The 17,734-nt window shown below is 39.3% G+C and carries 19 protein-coding genes and 1 tRNA gene; 11 read left to right on the forward strand and 9 right to left on the reverse strand.

All coding sequences use genetic code 11. The features are described 5' to 3' along the window. Nucleotides 1-31: 31 nt before the first annotated feature. From PR795_RS15000 to PR795_RS15015, 4 genes are all read right to left on the reverse strand, one after another. Complete coding sequence (locus tag PR795_RS15000; RefSeq protein WP_036962674.1) at nucleotides 32-742, reverse strand: fimbria/pilus periplasmic chaperone; 711 nt, start codon at nucleotides 740-742, stop codon at nucleotides 32-34. Between the two features lie 59 nt (nucleotides 743-801). Further along, nucleotides 802-1,383 carry a fimbrial protein gene (locus PR795_RS15005; protein ID WP_006662698.1) on the reverse strand — a complete coding sequence of 194 codons (582 nt, stop codon included), beginning with the start codon at nucleotides 1,381-1,383 and terminating at the stop codon, nucleotides 802-804. A 92-nt stretch (nucleotides 1,384-1,475) separates the two neighbouring features. Further along, nucleotides 1,476-1,775 (reverse strand): helix-turn-helix domain-containing protein, encoded by a 300-nt coding sequence (locus PR795_RS15010; RefSeq protein WP_006657353.1) that lies wholly within the window; start codon nucleotides 1,773-1,775, stop codon nucleotides 1,476-1,478. A 521-nt stretch (nucleotides 1,776-2,296) separates the two neighbouring features. Then, a complete protein-coding gene (locus tag PR795_RS15015) occupies nucleotides 2,297-2,896 on the reverse strand; it encodes an FMN-dependent NADH-azoreductase (RefSeq protein ID WP_006662697.1) in 600 nt (199 codons plus the stop codon). 103 nt (nucleotides 2,897-2,999) lie between these two features. Here PR795_RS15015 and PR795_RS15020 point away from each other — a divergent pair, with 103 nt between their 5' ends. From PR795_RS15020 to PR795_RS15050, 7 genes are all read left to right on the forward strand, one after another. Beyond that, nucleotides 3,000-3,911, forward strand: a complete 912-nt coding sequence (locus tag PR795_RS15020; protein ID WP_006662696.1) for a LysR family transcriptional regulator — start codon at nucleotides 3,000-3,002, stop codon at nucleotides 3,909-3,911. A gap of 191 nt (nucleotides 3,912-4,102) precedes the next feature. Next, nucleotides 4,103-4,795 carry a carbohydrate-binding family 9-like protein gene (locus PR795_RS15025; RefSeq protein WP_228075461.1) on the forward strand — a complete coding sequence of 231 codons (693 nt, stop codon included), beginning with the start codon at nucleotides 4,103-4,105 and terminating at the stop codon, nucleotides 4,793-4,795. A gap of 187 nt (nucleotides 4,796-4,982) precedes the next feature. After that, nucleotides 4,983-5,903: an N-acetylmuramic acid 6-phosphate etherase gene (gene murQ, locus PR795_RS15030; protein ID WP_272516928.1), complete on the forward strand. Its 921-nt coding sequence runs from the start codon at nucleotides 4,983-4,985 to the stop codon at nucleotides 5,901-5,903. 47 nt (nucleotides 5,904-5,950) lie between these two features. Beyond that, nucleotides 5,951-7,315: a PTS transporter subunit EIIC gene (locus tag PR795_RS15035; protein ID WP_006662693.1), complete on the forward strand. Its 1,365-nt coding sequence runs from the start codon at nucleotides 5,951-5,953 to the stop codon at nucleotides 7,313-7,315. A 15-nt stretch (nucleotides 7,316-7,330) separates the two neighbouring features. Beyond that, complete coding sequence (locus tag PR795_RS15040) at nucleotides 7,331-8,173, forward strand: MurR/RpiR family transcriptional regulator (RefSeq protein WP_006657359.1); 843 nt, start codon at nucleotides 7,331-7,333, stop codon at nucleotides 8,171-8,173. Between the two features lie 6 nt (nucleotides 8,174-8,179). Next, a complete protein-coding gene (locus tag PR795_RS15045; RefSeq protein ID WP_006657360.1) occupies nucleotides 8,180-8,962 on the forward strand; it encodes a sulfite exporter TauE/SafE family protein in 783 nt (260 codons plus the stop codon). 455 nt (nucleotides 8,963-9,417) lie between these two features. Next, complete coding sequence (locus PR795_RS15050; RefSeq protein ID WP_006662692.1) at nucleotides 9,418-9,966, forward strand: hypothetical protein; 549 nt, start codon at nucleotides 9,418-9,420, stop codon at nucleotides 9,964-9,966. Between the two features lie 183 nt (nucleotides 9,967-10,149). Here the strand turns inward: PR795_RS15050 and PR795_RS15055 are convergent, their stop codons facing one another. The 5 genes from PR795_RS15055 to mutY all read right to left on the reverse strand — a co-directional run bounded on the left by PR795_RS15055 (nucleotide 10,150) and on the right by mutY (nucleotide 14,647). Further along, entirely contained in the window at nucleotides 10,150-11,061 is a 912-nt protein-coding gene (locus PR795_RS15055) for a nucleoside hydrolase (protein ID WP_006657362.1), read from the reverse strand. A 788-nt stretch (nucleotides 11,062-11,849) separates the two neighbouring features. Continuing rightward, nucleotides 11,850-11,925: transfer RNA gene (locus PR795_RS15060), tRNA-Phe, on the reverse strand. 192 nt (nucleotides 11,926-12,117) lie between these two features. Then, nucleotides 12,118-13,191 (reverse strand): membrane-bound lytic murein transglycosylase MltC, encoded by a 1,074-nt coding sequence (gene mltC, locus PR795_RS15065; RefSeq protein ID WP_006657364.1) that lies wholly within the window; start codon nucleotides 13,189-13,191, stop codon nucleotides 12,118-12,120. 122 nt (nucleotides 13,192-13,313) lie between these two features. Further along, a complete protein-coding gene (locus tag PR795_RS15070) occupies nucleotides 13,314-13,583 on the reverse strand; it encodes an oxidative damage protection protein (protein WP_006657365.1) in 270 nt (89 codons plus the stop codon). A gap of 11 nt (nucleotides 13,584-13,594) precedes the next feature. Beyond that, the gene (gene mutY, locus PR795_RS15075; RefSeq protein WP_006662649.1) at nucleotides 13,595-14,647 is read right to left on the reverse strand and encodes an A/G-specific adenine glycosylase; all 1,053 of its coding nucleotides are present in this window, start codon (nucleotides 14,645-14,647) and stop codon (nucleotides 13,595-13,597) included. Between the two features lie 237 nt (nucleotides 14,648-14,884). Here mutY and trmB point away from each other — a divergent pair, with 237 nt between their 5' ends. The 4 genes from trmB to PR795_RS15095 are packed head-to-tail and all read left to right on the forward strand — an operon-like array spanning nucleotide 14,885 to nucleotide 17,712. After that, a complete protein-coding gene (gene trmB, locus PR795_RS15080; RefSeq protein WP_006657367.1) occupies nucleotides 14,885-15,601 on the forward strand; it encodes a tRNA (guanosine(46)-N7)-methyltransferase TrmB in 717 nt (238 codons plus the stop codon). Nucleotides 15,602-15,603: 2 nt separating this feature from the next. Then, nucleotides 15,604-15,933 carry a YggL family protein gene (locus tag PR795_RS15085; protein WP_006657368.1) on the forward strand — a complete coding sequence of 110 codons (330 nt, stop codon included), beginning with the start codon at nucleotides 15,604-15,606 and terminating at the stop codon, nucleotides 15,931-15,933. 36 nt (nucleotides 15,934-15,969) lie between these two features. Further along, entirely contained in the window at nucleotides 15,970-16,938 is a 969-nt protein-coding gene (glsB, locus tag PR795_RS15090; RefSeq protein ID WP_006657369.1) for a glutaminase B, read from the forward strand. 42 nt (nucleotides 16,939-16,980) lie between these two features. After that, on the forward strand, nucleotides 16,981-17,712 hold the full coding sequence (locus PR795_RS15095) for a DUF2884 domain-containing protein (RefSeq protein ID WP_181480646.1): 732 nt from the start codon (nucleotides 16,981-16,983) through the stop codon (nucleotides 17,710-17,712). Nucleotides 17,713-17,734 lie beyond the last annotated feature (22 nt).

Genomic DNA, 17,734 nt, shown 5'->3' on the forward strand with positions numbered 1-17,734 from the left:
TATTTCCATTTGAAATAAAACACATTGATTTTTAATTGAAAATGGCAGGCTTTGGCGGTGTAACGCCACCAAAATCATTGATTGAACTAAATGTCAGTTTATTGATATTAAATCCATCTGGAGAGTTAACTTGAATATCACTAAATGGCGCTATCATGACGGTTGGCAACTCTTTTTTGTCTGACTTAAGATCCGTTAATGTCATGTAATAAGGTGATGGATTGGATATTTTAATCTTTTGATTATCTATCTTGCTAAATCGAATAAGACTTATTGCTTCTTTAGGTGTGATCTTTAATCCTTTTGGTCGAACAAAAAGTTTAATGCGAGTCACTGCCGCAAGAATTAATGCATTTTTATCAGACAGTTCATTTCTATCAATAGATGGAATAGCTTTGACATTGAAATAAAATAGAGATTCTTTATCTATAGGTAATTTTTCACCTGCATAAACTAAGCGTATGGTATTTTCATTTTTGGGTGCGCTAGTGAATAGTGGTGGCGTAGAAATAAAATCATTTATTTTATTTCCTTTTGCATCTTCTATCCATGTTTGAACTAAAAATGCTGATTTATCTGAGGTGTTCCGAATACCTGTAGTAATTTGTTTACTTTCTTGCGGATAAATAATTCGGGTGCTATCAAGTGTTATTCCACCGGCAAAACACAGCGAAGAAAAACCAAAATAGCATAGCGAAACTAGCCATTTATAAAAATGGCTAGTTTTAGGTAATGAAAACATAAAGACTCCGAAAATAAATAATGCGCACCCGCTATGACACGGGTGCTAAGACAGAAGTATTACTGGTAAGTAATAGTGAAATCGGCAGATGCGTTAGCAGAACCCGCAGTGACTTCATCCGCTAATGCGATGTACTGTGCTTGGAAACGTAATGTACTATCACCTTCATTCAGCTTAACTACATCCGTTGCTTTTAAACCATCAACATTCACTAATTTACTGTTTTGTAAAATTTGAATACCTACGCCAGTCGCTGTTATTTGCCCACCTTGAGAAGCGACAGGAGCAAGAATTTTTTCTTCGTCAGGAACAGTAATACCTGCGAAAGTCAGAGAGGCATTTTTGAATGTTTCGGTTGCACAACCCGTTAATTTAATATCAAAACCAACAGGAGAAGAAACTGAAGATTTACCGGTGAAGGCATCTTGACGGTATTGACCTAAATTAACAGTTTGTGAGGCATCGTCATTATCAATAACACAAGGAGTATTCACAATGGCACCTGCAAAATTCACAATACCACCACCTACAGTAACTGGAGTTAAAGTAGGCTCTTGCTCTTCTGGAAGGGTTTCTGCAAATGCAGTGTGAGATAAAGCTAAAGAAATAGGTAATGCGATAGCGATTAACTTGAGTTTCATTATATAACTTTCCATTATAAAAATTTCAAAAGGATTTAATTACTTGCTTGGTACTTGCATTTAAAATGACGCATGCACTCCGAAAAATACATTTATATATTTTTGAGATTGCCTACATTAATTACACCGTCAGTTTCTAACTCTTCGATAAGTAAATCGAAAAGTCTATTTTGTTCTGGCTTTATTATTTTGTGACTGAATTCATCAAAAGGAATATTCAGAGCATTCAGCAGTATTAAAATGTTTTGAATGCTTAAAGTGGATACTCCTCTTTCATATCTTGATACTTGTTGCTGACTTACCGATATTAAAGATGCTAATTCCTTTTCAGATAATCCTTTGCTTACCCTTGCATTTCTAATAAAATTTCCTATTTTTTTATTTAGTTTCATTATATTGATGGTTAGTAATTACCTAGATTGGTTAGATAAGATTTATATAATTGGATGATTTCAAAGCGAGGTGAATTGTAAATAGGTTAAATAATGATGTAAATACTCAAAATATGATGAAATATAATGTTACATTCTGTTTAAATAAAACATCGATAATGTCGACTCTAAAATTACTCTTTTTTTGAGTATATTTAGTAATGAAATAAAATAATGATTGAGTAATGACATAGATTAATAAATGAAATCTATTTAATGATCGTTAGATGAAATAAAATGATACAATATAAAATATTTTCTTTCACTTTATGCTTTTTGTTACTCATTAAAGGTGTTTTTTTGGATGAAAAAATTAAAAGGAATGACGTTATTATAAAAAAATGAATTTGTTAAATACTAATAGATACAATTCATTAGCTATGAATTTTCAATTGTAAGTGAATATTTATAGATATCTTAATGAAAATAAAATCCTCACTAATTACATAATACAGAGTGAGGATTTTTCTGGTAAATAATACTTAACAATGAACATGATGCATTAATTGTTGTTGAGCTTTAGCTATTCCCGCTTCATACCCTTCGGGTTTCATATCCAAACCCTCAGCATAGATAAACTGAACATCTGTAATGCCCATTAAACCTAAAACGGATTTCAAATAAGGTGTAATTGCATCGGTTTCTTGCCCATAGTGAATGCCTCCCCGAGCACTAAATACCAGTGCTTTAACATTTTCCACTAAGCCCAGCGGATAGGTTGCTGTATAGCGGAATGTTTCTCTTGCTCTGACGACTAAATCAAACCAATTTTTTAATTCAGTCGGTACGTTGAGGTTATACATTGGTGCACCGAGGATCAGTAAATCACTCTCTTTTAATTCCGCAATTAACTGGTCTGAAAGTTCGGCCGTATTTTTTAAATCATGATTGTTAATCTCTGCACCTCTTAGCGCAGCAAAACGCGCTTGATTCAGTACTGGTAAGGGTTTTTCTGCCACATCATGTTCGATAATACAATCTTGATATCCTTGGGCTTTACGTTCATCCAGATACTGTTGAATTAAGGTATTTGTTTGAGATGCTGCACCATTAATACTGGATTTTATAACTAAGATTTTCATGGGGTTCTTCCTTATCAATTTAAGATGTAGCAAGTATATCTGGCTTGATAAGTGGACAATGAGTGATATTCTTTCCTTATATTGTTTCCATTTGAGCACCAATATGAACAAATTAGATTTGAACTGTTTACCTATCTTCATTGCTGTGGTTGAAGCCGGAAATTTTTCAGCGGCAGCAGAGCGCCTACATTTAACGCGATCAGCCGTTAGTAAAAGTATTTCACGATTAGAAGGCAGTTTAGGTATTGCACTGTTTCAGCGAACGACTCGTCAACAAACCTTAACCAATGATGGCATGGTGTTGTATGAGTATGCGAGCAAGGCTTTGAATGCACTTCAAGAAGCCTCAAACTATTTAGAAAGCGGTAAGCGTAATGTTGAGGGGAAAGTGTGTATTACTGCACCTCGATTATTGGGTAATTTATATGTTGTTCCGTTGCTGGTTGAACTGATGAAGTTATATCCAAAACTCGAAATTGAAACGGTATTGAATGACCGTAACGTGGATTTACAGCAAGAGGGTGTTCATGTTGCAGTTCGAGTGGGTAAACTCGCCGATTCAAACCAGTTGATTGCCCATGAAATTGGTTACCATAAAATGATTTTTTGTGCGTCGCCGAGCTATTTAGCGGAACATGGTATTCCCCAGCAACTTTCTGAATTAGATAAGCACCAGCTGATCGCGTATACACAGGCCGGAAAAATTTTGCCATGGCATGTTTTTGATCAGAACCAGCAAGCGCATCGTTATTTACCTATAAGCAAATTAGTGATGGATGATATGCAAACCATTATGTTTGCAGCATTAAATGGTGCTGGGATTGCGTATTTACCTCAATGGTTAGTCAAAGAAAATATCAAGACAGGTCATCTAATTGAGATTTTATCCATATATCAAAGTGCTCGTTATCCTATCTCAGTCGTATGGGTAGCAACCTCTTTTTTACCGTTAAAAACGAGGGTGGTTATTGATGCGATTCGTGAAAAATTACCCCTGAATTTGACATCAGAATAGACGATTATAAACAGTGAGTCTTCTCACAGAGTGAGGGTTTTTATTGAACATGTCTTGCATATGGTGAAATTTTAATTCTATATTCGTTATAAGTTATGAAATTTAATTTCTTAAAAAATCATAACGATTTCGTTATAAAAACACCATTGATGTTATTCGCACATTATAAAACCGATAAAGTGAGGCAAGGCATGAAATTAACGACCCTATTTGCAGCAACAACTCTGTTAGTGACCGCCAGTGTGGCAGCGAAAGAGTATCCCATCCATCATACTGCACAGATTAAATCCCTAGATGATGCCCAAAAAGCCGCAGTCTGGGAGCAAGCTGAAGTGCTCACTGATTTTGTCTACCCGTGGGAAAATGAGACACCACCTAAAACCGATTTTCGTGCGTTGTGGAGCGACAATGCGCTGTATTTCCGTTTTATCGCGGACGATAAAGATATTCAGCTAGGTCAAAATGCTGATAAAGATCAGGCTGTATTAGATTCCGATCGTGTGGAATTATTCTTTGCGACGAGCCCTGAATTAAAACCTTACTACACCGCAGAAATGGACCCATCAGGGCGTACCTTTGATGCGAAAGCGAATTTTTATCGTGAAGTCGATCCTAGCTGGAATTGGCAAACTTTAAAAACGGTTGGGCAAATCACGCCAGAGGGGTATGTGCTAACGGGAAAAATTGACCTTGATGAATTGACGCAACTGAATCTTTGGCAAGACAGCGATAAGAAAACCTTGATGTGTGCCATTTTACGCGGAGAATTTAGTGCCGGTGAGCCGAAACAAGTACGTAAGTGGATCAGCTGGATCAAACCAGACTCTGTGAAACCTGATTTCCATATTCCTTCAGCCTTCGGGAGCTGTAAACTCGTCAAATAGCCTTCATCCGGTGGTAGCCTTAAGCGGTTTATAAAGTTGCCACCGGTTTTTCAATTTCTTTTATACCATTGTTGTGAGTTCAATCACGTAAATCATCCTAAGTGAATAACTTGTTATGATTAGAATTGAAATTAATATTCATAAATAGTATTTTTCTATGAAATATAGTTTCAGTTGAGGTGATGTGATGTCAGTAACCGAAAATACGCTTAGCGATTGTTTGAACAATGAACTTAATCAGGACACATTGCAGTTTTCTCGTTTAGATACCTTATCCATGCTCACCGTGATCAATCAGGCGGATAGCACCGTCGCGACAGCATTACATTCCGTGTTACCTGAATTGGCGAATGTGGTTGATGTGATTGCTGAACGTTTAAAACAAGGTGGGCGGATCTTTTATGTCGGAGCTGGCACCAGCGGGCGATTAGCGGTATTGGATAGCGCGGAGTGCCCTCCAACATTTGGTACCTCGCCTGAGATGGTGCAATCAATCATTGCGGGTGGGCATTCCGCGATGTTAAAAGCAGTTGAAAATATTGAAGATTCAACGGAAGCATCTGTACAGGAATTGCAAGAACGCGGTGCTACGGAAAAAGATGTGATTATCGGTATTGCAGCAAGTGGGCGGACTCCATTTACCTTAGCCGCGATTGAATATGGTAATCAAATTGGCGCATTGACGGTGGGGATCACGACACGTGGACACGGCTTATTGAGTGATTTAGCGCAATATGCCATTGCACCGGATGTCGGTGCTGAGGTGCTTTCTGGCTCTACGCGAATGAAAAGTGGTACGGCACAAAAAATGATTTTAGGCATGTTAAGCACTTGCGTTATGGGGCGCTTAGGGCGAATTCATACCAACTTAATGGTCGATGTAATGGCGAGTAATATCAAACTATTGCGTCGGGCTGAACGAATTGTTGGGGAAGTTTGCGGGATTGATGTAGATACGGCGGCAAGGTTATTAAAGCAGGTGGATTATCACCCACGCCGCGCCATTTTAATGTATGAATTGAATATTACTGCACAGCAAGCGACAGAGATTGTTCAGCGCAACCCGAACACCAGTTTGGATTTGATGCTAAACAGTCATAGCGAATAGCATAAACATAAACAGAGTCATGACTCAGTCAACACCGGGGAAATACTATGGCTAATAAGATAGAACATCTGGAAGTGCTCGCCAGAGAAATAGAAAAATACGCGGGCGGGTTTGAAAACGTGGGTACGTTAACACATTGTATGACGCGTATCCGTTTGGTTTTAAAAGATAACAGTAAATTTGATGCCGATGCCCTCAAGCAAGTGGAAGGGGTGAAAGGCGTTGTGTTTAATGGTGAGCAACAACAAGTGATTGTTGGTATGGGAACCGCTGCAAAAGTTTTCTCCGTCATGAATAAACGCATGCAAAATAGTGGCGTAGCGAGCGAGGAAAGCAGCGCTTTGACACCAGAGAAAAAATCTTTCTCCATTCGTCGTATGCTTAATACGCTAGCTGCCATTTTCGTACCCACTATTCCTGCATTGATTGGTTGCGGTTTGATTATGGGGTTGATTAACATTGTACGCTTAGTTGCTCCCGGTGTTGTGGAGCAGTTCCCCGAACTATTTAAGTTATTAAAGTTGATTGGTAGCGCAGTATTTACGTATTTATCCATCATGATTGGGGTAAATACAGCAAAAGAGCTAGGTGCATCGACATCGATTGGTGCTGTTATGGCGGGGCTTTTAGCCATGCCAGGCTTAGCGGATATCACTTTATTTGGTGAAAAGCTGCAACCTAACAGTGGTGGGATTTTTGCGGTACTGATGGTGGTGGTCTTCTCATCTAAATTTGAAGTGTGGTTTAGAAGTATCATCAAAGAGAGCCTTGATTTGATTGTGACGCCATTCGTGACTATTTTAGTCTCTGCGATGGTGGCATTGATTGTTTTTCAACCGGCGGGACATTACCTTAACCAAGTCTTAGCTCAAGGGGTTTCTGTTGCATTGCTCAATAGCGGTGGCGGGGCAGTGGCAACTGGCGGTATCTTAGGCGGAAGCTTCCTGTTCTTATTATTAACCGGTCTACACCAAGGCTTGATCCCAATCCATGCGGAAATTTTGCAAACATTTGGCTTGAATTACTTATTCCCAATCTTAGCGATGGGCGGTATGGGGCAAGTTGGCTCGTGTTTCTGGGTATTATTAAAAACCAAAAATCAGCGCTTAAAGAAAACCTTAGTGGGGGCTTTACCTGTCGGGATCTTTGGTGTCGGTGAACCATTATTATTTGGTGTTTCATTACCATTGGGCAAACCGTTTATTGCTGGGTGCATCGGGGGGGCTGCGGGCGGTGCACTGATGGCATTCTTCCATGTCGGAATTATCATCCCATTTGGGACTGCTGGATTGTCGTTAATTCCGCTGGTGGGTGATGGGCAAATTCTCGATTTTCTGATTGCTGTTGCAGGCGCATGGATTGTCGGTTTCATTGCCAGTATGATAATAGGCTTCAACGATCCAGAAAAATAATAAGAAGGTATAGCCATGTCAGCATTGACTGTAAAATTGGAAAGCTTATTGACGAGAGGCAAAGGCACGGAACAGCGCATTGCGCAGTTTTTGCTGGAGTATCGCGACAGCCTTGTTGCGATGAATGCCGCAGAATTGGCTCAAGCAGCTGGTGTCAGTAGTGCATCCGTCATTCGTTTTGCAAGGCAAATGGGCTACCGTGGCTATCCTGAATTTAAAGTCGATTATTTATCGGATGAGAAGCAACACAAAGCAGAAAGTTTATATGGCAATCTGAGTCGTAATGACGATACGGCTCAGATCATTGCCAAATCAGGGCAGCTGTTTATTAGTGCCATTGAAAAATCGTTAGAACTGTTAGAACCCGCTGCGGTTGATGCTGTTGCTCAAAAACTGGTTGAAGCGAAACGCATCGTGCTGTTTGGTATTGGTTCATCAGCGATTGTGGCGAATGATATTTTCCATAAATTTATCCGCGTCAATAAATCGGCTTTATTTAGCCCAGATTTGCATGTGCAACTGAGCTATTCGGCGAATTTAGGTGATGGAGATTTAGCTATTGCGGTGACCGCTAGGGGTAATACACCTGAAGTGAACCGTATGCTGAAATCCGCTCACGATAATGGCTGTACCACTATCGCCTTAACCCGTTTTGGGCAAGATGATGCGGCGCGCCTCGCGGATTTAATACTCCCTTATTACTATGATGAACAACATTCTCAGTTGGGGGTAATCACCCCTCAAGTGTTGCAGATGGTGATATTCGACACACTATTCTTCAAATACTTAACCCTTGCTAATGAAGATGCGGACATCGCATTGCAAAAAGGTCGACAAGCCGTTACATCGGCAGGATAAACCACCATGATTGTCACAGAGTTAGCTATCGGCGCACTGATCGGCTTGATTATAAGTACGACGGGTGTGGGCGGTGGTGTCATTGTTTTACCCATATTGACATATTTTTTTGGATTGAATGCCCTAGCGGCAGTAGCAACGGCGAATTTTCTCTCCATGTTGATGAAAGTGTCTTCGTCATACATGCATTTTCGATTAGGGAATATTCCCCTAAAAGGCGCGTTGATAGTCTTAGCGATTATGTTGCCAAGTACATTTTTATCCAGCCTGCTGGTGACGTGGTTAGGCAGCATTCCCGCGTATGAAAAACAGGTGGAATGGGGGATTAATGCGCTGGTGGCTGCGGCAATTATTTTTTCATTGTACTTATTTATTCAGCGGATGTTTTTTGCCAATCCACTCAAGAAAGTTGTCATGAAAGAAAACCAGCTGAAAGCGATGGCGATTCCGGCGGTGTTAGCTGGGGTTGTATTGGGTGCGACAGGGGTAGGCGGTGGGGTGGTCGTTTTACCCATGTTATTGCGCTATATGGATTTAAATATCAAACAAGCCATTGGTACATCGATTGTTGTCACGACAGTATTATCGGGATCTTCAGCTTTGGCTTATGCGCAAGATGGTTACACGGATTTAAAACTGGCATTAATTCTCTGTGCGGGCGCGTTATTGGTCATGCCATTGGCAAAATATTTGCTGGTGAAATTATCTGAACGGACATTCCAATACCTCACTTTATTGCTGATCTTATGCAGCGCCGTAATGATGACTTGGAAAGTGATTATGCCGTAAAAATGAAATAATGCTTTTCCTTACTCGCCTACTTTCTTTCATTAGTCTGAAATTGATAGTTTAAATATAATTACATTTAAACTATCAATGTTATTACTTATTTAATTTTCATCTAAAAATGAAATTCAAGTTTTGAAAATAATAAATATAATTGAATTTTTACTTTTTAATTTGAAAAAATATTATCATTAATAAAATGTTGGGCTATAATAAATTTCGTTCATTGGAAATTAATCTGTTTTTGATTTTCATTGTTGAGTTTTAAAATATGACGCTATCTTTTTTGTATATGTAATAATTGATATTGTTATTTTGTTTTAAACAATTGATATTGAAGTGGATGCTCTTATAAAGATACGATTTTTAATTAAATTTAAATTGCGATTTATATTTTGGAAAACACGTTGTTTGTTTTTCAAGAGTATTGAAAAGCATCAATCCAAAATGATTATATTATGAAATATCAGTTAACTCATGCGTATAGCCGATCAGCTCAGTTTTATGGTGTTGAAACAAACTTAAGCCTAGAGCAATTTCAACAAGCTTGTGCTTATATTCAGTTAATTAGAGATAAACTACCGAGTTTTTCATCTTCTGATGATTATCTAGTTGAGTGTGAAACTCTTTTTCTTCTTCAGATGTTTTATGGCTTTATGCCATTATATGAAAATAGTGAAGTGGATGCGATTGTTGATGTTCATCATAACTGGGAATGTTATGTAATTGGTGGGAGCTTGGCGTCTATAAACCAATATGCGATATGTAATGCAAGCATTATTATGCTGGAGTTTCTTCGCTATAAATTACAGGCAAAACTCAATAATTATTCTAATGAGAAAATAAAAATTGATTTAGCTCGGCTAGATTCCTTATTAAGTGGCCATTTTTTAAAAAAAGAATGGGAGCTGAGAGATGTTTATGGAAATGATCTTACGGGTATTCAATTTTTAAGAAGTGATAAAGTTGAATTAATATCTAAAGCACCTATAGAAGCTGAAATGTAGCGAGATGAATTTTTTAGTTGATAGAAAGCACTAAGCCGTCACTAGATGAAGTGCCCCCTTTAGTTGGATAACCATTTGCTGGGGGGCTTTTTATGCCAAAATACAATCGCGATGTAAAAATTATCATTGCAATAGAGGTGTATCAGAGATTCTGTGTATTTACCCGTTGAGGTAAGTTTTATCTCAAAGAGTTAAAATGCGCTCTGTAATTAAGGTCATCAATTTCGATGTATCAACATCAGTCATGATTTTACAATTCATCGTTTCCGAACTGTGATGAGTCAAAGTAGATGGGGTCGCAAAACTATGACCAAATAATCTCTTGGATTCATATTCAATAGAGATTGAACCATCAACACCTGAAAAAATTTCAGGTTGAATGAGGTAGGCAATAACACAAGGGTCATGAAGGAAAGGATCAAATTCAGCATATCTTCGACACATTTCTGCTACGCTCTGGGCAATAGCCCCTCCTTTTTCCAAAGCAGTGCACAAACCCGCTCTTATATCCGCTTTACTTGTCACATCTAAACCAAGCATTGTAATGTGCTGCGCACTATCAAAAACTATATGAGCAGCATGAGGGTCTACATAAAAATTAAACTCAGCGGCTGGCGTTATATTTCCCTGTGTAAATGCGGCTCCTCCCATGACGACAATATCTTTTACATTATCAATTAATTTTGGCTCTTTAATGATAGCTATTGCAATATTAGTGAGAGAGGCTATTGCGCATAATGTTATTTCACCAGGATTTGCCATAACAGAATCAATAATAAAGTCTACCGCGTGACCAGAATCATTGTGGTGTTTAGATTCCGGTAGGAGCACCCCAGCAAGCCCATCTGTACCATGAACATTCGTTTTATTCCCAGTTTTGCTCATTAATGGACGATTACAGCCTTTAGCGAGAGGAATATCTAGCCTATTAGCTAATGTCAGTAATTTTTTTGCATTACTGTGAACCTTTTCTAACTCTACATTCCCTGCGACTGTTGTTATCCCGATTAATTCTATTTCTGGTGACGCTATAGCGAGAAAAATAGCCACTGCATCATCAACTCCAGGATCACAATCTATTATTATTTTATGCATGTTAACTCCTTGATTTATAATTTATTAATTAGATAGTCGAAAGTATTAATAATTAAACCTAAAGTTTATTTATAGAATCTATTTTTAGAGTGTGTGAAAGCTAAAGATAGAAGAGCTAAAAAATTAAAATAGAGGGAATCTATATATTAATATTGCCAAAAATATCTTTCTAATGAAGTTTTTTTGGTAAGAATGATGATTTTAATAAGTTATGATGGTTTTCAAACACTAAAATTTAAAATTAACTTGTTATGGCATGATTAATTACATGGAAAGTTCAAAAAATAGAACGATTGAAATATAATAATCTAAAAAATGCGAACTCATGATTGTTTTTTAAAATATAATCCTGAAAATGTGAATCGCATCGCATTTGGCAACTATTTATCAGGTGGGTATTTTTATGAAAAATAGTGAATATATTTTCTATGTTTCAATTTCTTAAAAAGAATGCTTTTTTACATTCACATTCGTTCGTAGAAGAATAAATGGCATATTTTTTCTGCTTGGATAATCGTAATAATCAACAAAATAATTTTTTAATCTATCACTGCATAAATTATGCATTAGCCTAATGAGCATAATTTTATAATGACTGTGTTTACCATTTATTGAAAGCGGCTAGTTTTTAGTGAATGTATGAGCTCATTTTTCTGAGGAGGGAAGTTCGATAGGTACTACCGTGAAGCGATTGCGGTGATGGATGAAAGATAAATCATCACTGATGAACCAATAAATTAATGATACAGAAAGCAAAAAACCGCCACTAGGGCGGGTTCTTTAAATAGTGGTGCCCGGACTCGGAATCGAACCAAGGACACGGGGATTTTCAATCCCCTGCTCTACCGACTGAGCTATCCGGGCAACGGAGCGTATTAAACCTGATTTAAGAGGGGGAGTCAAGGCGGTTTCTAAAAACTTTTGATTGAATGCGTTTTTTTTCAGCGTTTGAATTAAATTTTAATCAAATCAATGTAAAAACTCACAAAAAGTGAAAAAAAAATGCCAGAAACGTTGAGGGTTATCTGGCATTTATGTTGCTATTTTAATGGTTTATTAGCGTAAATACTTTTTCTGCGCCTTATTAACTTTAATCAGGTAATTACGAGATTCTGCCGCAGGGTGTTTGGTCGAAAGTGTCTCGTAAACCTCACCTGGCTCTAAATTATTAATTCGTTGAGCAGCTTGCTTTTTATCATTATGGAATACACGCAACACACTACCTGCACCCCCGTTATAGGCTGTGATCACCGCATAGCGACGTGAGGTTGGGTTACTAATCTCTCCTAAATAGCTATTTTGTAAGATAGCTAAGTAAGCGGTGCCTGTATCAATGTTTTGCTCAGGGTCAAACAGGTAGCTGCGGCTTGGTACACCGGATTTACCTTGAGAACGGAATACGTCTTTACCTGCGGTGTTCGGCATAATTTGCATCAAGCCTAACGCATCAGAGCGGCTAACGGCATAAGGGTTGAAGCTTGATTCAATTTGCATGATCGCCAGAATCAGTGATTCATCTACACCGTATTTTGCAGAGGATTTTTTAATATAAGGCAGATATTTATGGGCGCGTTTATCGAGGTGGTTTGGCACCAATTGCATGGTAACCGACCAAACGATATTCATGCCGGACTGCCTGCGCTGCATTTTATTGCTGATCAGATAATCTGCAAATTTATTCGCGCGCCACTCCCAACGAATAGGTTCGCCCATATTGTCCATAACCTGACCAAACAGGAATGGCTCTTTACTGTAAGGAATGTCGTTAATATCGGAATAGAGGTCGATGGAGTTCGGGTCATCGCCCATCAATAATGTAGTGACAATCGCTTTCTTCAGGTGTGCTGACGGTTCAACAGCAGAAATTGTCTCGACCGTGATGGTTCCTGCATCAAAGTTAATGTGGCTACGAGTACGATACTCATCGGTATATTTCACATAGTCTTTGGGACCTGCAATGAGAACTTCTTTAATCCCCCAAATATTTTCGATGTTATGAGCAAATTGCCCCATCAAAATATCAAAGCCATTAGTATCTTTGACATAGTCAGGATTAAAGTCAGATTTCTGATTACTAGAACAAGAAACAATCAGGGGAATCAACAATGTGAGTGTGAGTAATTTTTTCATACGATCCACAATATTAATGCAAGCTATTTACTATTTCGTTCATTGAATCAAAAGCGTTCAAGTTGCAGGGGGTAGCAAACCAAGCCATGCAACTTGAGGAACGATAGGTATAGACCTAAAAACTATTTTTCTGGGGTATAGCCATCAATTTGAATATCGTGACCTTCAAATAAGAACTTCACCATTTCTTGTTCCAACATTTTACGGTCATCTGGATTCATGGTGTTGAGCTTCTTTTCATTGATCAGCATCGTTTGTTTGGTCATCCATTGACTCCATGCTTCTTTCGAAATCTCATTAAAAATACGCTTTCCTAATTCGCCAGGGTAAAGCTGAAAATCTTGCCCATCAGCGTCACGTTGTAAGAAAGTGCAAAAAATGGTTCTACTCATTTAATTTTTCCTCAAATATCAGATAATAAGGCAAGTTGTTTTAGTAAACTTTCAACCGGTGCAGCGAGCCCAACGGTTGCGCCTAGGTGTAAGTTATACCAGAGTCCATTACCTTCATCCATGGCAGAGTTAAATGCCTGAATATTAACTTTTACAGGGATAATATCTAAATGGAAATGGCTAAACGTGTGGCGAAAAGCAATTAATTGTTCTGGTATGTCATGTTGCAGACCAGAATCAGCCAGCCATTGAGCCAGTTGCTCATGGCTTTCAAACTGTGGAAAGGCGAATAATCCCCCCCAAATACCGGATGGTGGTCGTTGCTCTAACCAGACATTATCTTGGTGTTGAAGGATCAAGAACCAGGCACTTTTTTCAGGAATTTTTTGTTTCGGTTTTTTACCCGGATATTCCTGCCAAGCATGGTTAGCGTATGCAATACAGCCTGTATTGAGCGGGCATAATTCACATTTTGGCTTGCTACGGGTGCATACCATCGCGCCAAGATCCATCATGGCTTGGTTAAAGTATTCCACTTCAACGTTAGGCGTGACCTTGGTGCTAATGTCCCACAGGCGGTTTTCCACCTCTTTTTTCCCTGGCCAGCCTTCGACGGCATAACAGCGAGCTAAAACACGTTTTACATTCCCATCTAAAATGGGATAGTGCTGTTTTTGAGAAAGGGAGAGAATGGCACCTGCGGTGGAACGTCCAACACCAGGAAGCGCATTAACTTCCTCAAATGTCGTCGGAAATTGACCTTGATATTGAGTCGCAATGACTTGAGCTGCTTTATGTAGATTGCGTGCTCGGGCGTAATAACCGAGTCCCGTCCATAAATGCAGAACTTCATCAAGGGGCGCATTTGCCAATGCAGTGACGTCGGCAAAGCGTTGAGTAAATTTTTCAAAATAGGGAATGACAGTGCTGACTTGGGTCTGTTGCAACATGACTTCAGAGAGCCAAACATGGTAGGAGGATTTTTCCTGCTGCCATGGCAAGGTTTTACGACCGTATTTGTGATACCACTTGAGCACGGCGCTTGAAAATTGTTGAGCTTCCATTATTTATAATATTTTTATCGCTATTTCAGTCATGATGAGGATTGCAACATAGACCGTGGTGGCTGTAAACCGCTTCTTGTGTAAAGTTATCCAATTATCAACTGCAAGATCCGAGAAGTTTTGCTAAACTCCCTTTCCCACCATACTTAGATATTAATTAATTAGGTATGTTTGGTTTTTTTTATACTCTTGTTGGCACATTATCTAATTGGACAACGAATTTTTTAGAACTTTATTATGATCAATAACGTTATCTCCCCCGAATATAATGAAGAAGGGCGGGTTATGCGCCGTGTCCGTAGTTTTGTCCGCCGTCAAGGGCGTCTGACAAAACGTCAGGAAGAGGCATTAGAAAGCGAATGGGCAGAAATGGGTATCGATTTTGTTAACGAACCCTTTGATTTCGCAAAACTATTTAATAATTCAAATCCGGTTACTCTGGAAATTGGATTTGGAATGGGCGCCTCATTAGTCACGATGGCAGCACAAAACCCAGATAAAAACTTTCTGGGAATTGAAGTGCATGCACCGGGTGTTGGAGCTTGTTTGGCATCGGCAAAAGAAGAAAATGTCACCAACTTACGTGTGATGTGCCACGATGCTATCGAAGTTTTAGACTTCATGATCCCGAACGGTAGCTTGGAAATGGTTCAGTTATTCTTCCCTGATCCATGGCATAAAGCGAAACACAATAAACGCCGTATTGTGCAGGTGCCTTTCGCAGAAAAAATTCGCAGTAAATTAATTGATGGTGGTGTTTTCCACATGGCGACAGATTGGGAACCTTATGCAGAACATATGCTTGAGGTAATGACCAGTGTTGCTGGGTATGAAAACGTATCAACCACAGGGGACTACGTTCCTCGTCCAGAATCAAGACCAGAAACAAAGTTTGAAAAGCGCGGCCAGCGGTTAGGGCATGGTGTATGGGATTTAATGTTTAAGAGGATTTAATCATGGCTAAACAACAACGTAGTCGCCGTTTACGTAAAAAAATGCGTTTGGATGAATTCCAAGAATTAGGCTTCATTGTTAAATGGAATTTTAAAGAAGGCACGCCGATCGAAGAAGTGGATAGCACCGTTGATCAACTGATTGCTGAAGCTATCGAACCAAACGGACTGGCATTTGAAGCTAGCGGCTACATGAACTGGGAAGGGATTGTTTGCCTACAAAAAATTGGTAAATGTACCGAAGAACACCGTCAAATCGTTGAAAATTGGCTAAAATCAAAAGGGATGAACGACGTTGTTGTTTCTGAACTGTTTGATGTTTGGTGGGAATAATAACTAGTTTGATTATTAATAAAGGCATCCAATTGGATGCCTTTATTTTCTAGAGTAATCCATTCTGGAGCAAAACACTTGAGCACCCAGTTTTCTGACCAATTACTGCATGATATTTTGGAACAAGTTCGCCCCCTGATAGGTCAAGGAACGGTGGCAGACTATATACCTGCTTTGGGCGGTATTCCTTCACATCATTTGGGGATTGCGGTACATACCGCTGAGGGAGATGTGTTTACCGCTGGAGATGCCAAAACACGTTTCTCAATTCAATCTATTTCTAAGGTTCTTAGCTTGACCTTGGCAATGACGCGTTACGAAGAGCAAGAAATTTGGAGCCGTGTTGGTAAAGAGCCATCAGGGCTGCCATTTAATTCATTGATTCAAATCGAAATGGAAAAAGGAATTCCCCGGAATCCATTTATCAATGCTGGGGCGATTGTGATTGCTGACATGCTGCAATCTCGTTTGAGCGCACCAAAACAACGGATGTTAGAGTTTGTCCGGAAACTCGCTTGTGAGCCAGATATTAGTTATGACACGAATGTCGCACGCTCAGAAATGGAACATGCGAGCCGTAATGCGGCCATCGCGTATTTAATGAAATCTTTTGGCAATTTTGATAATGATGTTTTAACTGTTTTAGAAACTTATTTTCATTATTGTTCTCTAAGTATGAATTGTGTCGAGTTAGCTCGGTGTTTTACCTACTTAATGAATCAAGGTGAATCCTCTTGCTCGATAGACCCGATTATCACGCCATTGCAGTCTCGACAGATCAATGCCTTAATGATGACTTGTGGAATGTATGATGGTTCCGGTGAATTTGCATTTCGTATTGGAATGCCCGGTAAGTCAGGTGTCGGTGGTGGTATTGTGTGTGTGGTTCCTAACCAATTCACGGTGGCAGTATGGTCGCCGGAATTAGATTCGGCGGGAAACTCTTTGGTGGGATGCGCCGCCTTAGAACTGTTATCGAAACGCATTGGACGTTCTGTTTTTTAATTACCTCTCAACAGAGATAGAGGTAATCGACGAGGAGATTTTATGTTACGCCGTACTTTAATTGCATTTTCATTACTGGCCTGCGCCACGAGCCAAGCGGCGGATTATAACTGTGCCGTGACACCCAAAGACGATATTTTTATGACGCCTGAACATGTTCAAGTCATTGGTCGTAGCGGGGATTTAAAAATCACGCCTAATGGTGATGTCACCTTAAATGGTCAAAAAGTTGCACTGACCTCAGAGCAGCAGCAACAAGCATTACGTTATCAATCGGCCATCCGTCAGGATTTACCGTGGATCAAAAAAGAGTCCGAAGAGAAGTTAGCCGCTTCAAGAAAATCCCTCGATAAAGTGGTTGTCAAAGTGATTGGAAGTGACAGTAATATTCGTAATCGCTTAACGAAACTCGAAAAAGATCTCAATGCTCAGATTAATCAAATCATTGAAACCCGTTCAAATGGCTACGTTTTCCACCATGAAGGAATTAAAAAGGTGGAAACAACAGGGCGTGAATTAGTCAATGAAAGCTTAGGTGGTATTCTGCAAGACAGCATTAATGAAATGGGTCGTAAGCAGTTGCTGGCAGGTGGTGACACCAATAAGATGCTGCAAGGTATGTTGGGCAGTCTTGGTGGATTACAGCAAGAAATTGAAGGCGAATGGAAAAACCAAGAAAACAGTTTCCAACAGTTTGGTCAGCAGGTTTGTACGAAAGTGACATCGCTAGAGCAACAACGTATGAGTTTATTAGACGGGATTAAATCTAAATAATTGAGTTCTGTCCGCGTTGATA

This window comes from Providencia sp. PROV209, assembly GCF_028479485.1.
Taxonomy (GTDB): domain Bacteria; phylum Pseudomonadota; class Gammaproteobacteria; order Enterobacterales; family Enterobacteriaceae; genus Providencia; species Providencia alcalifaciens.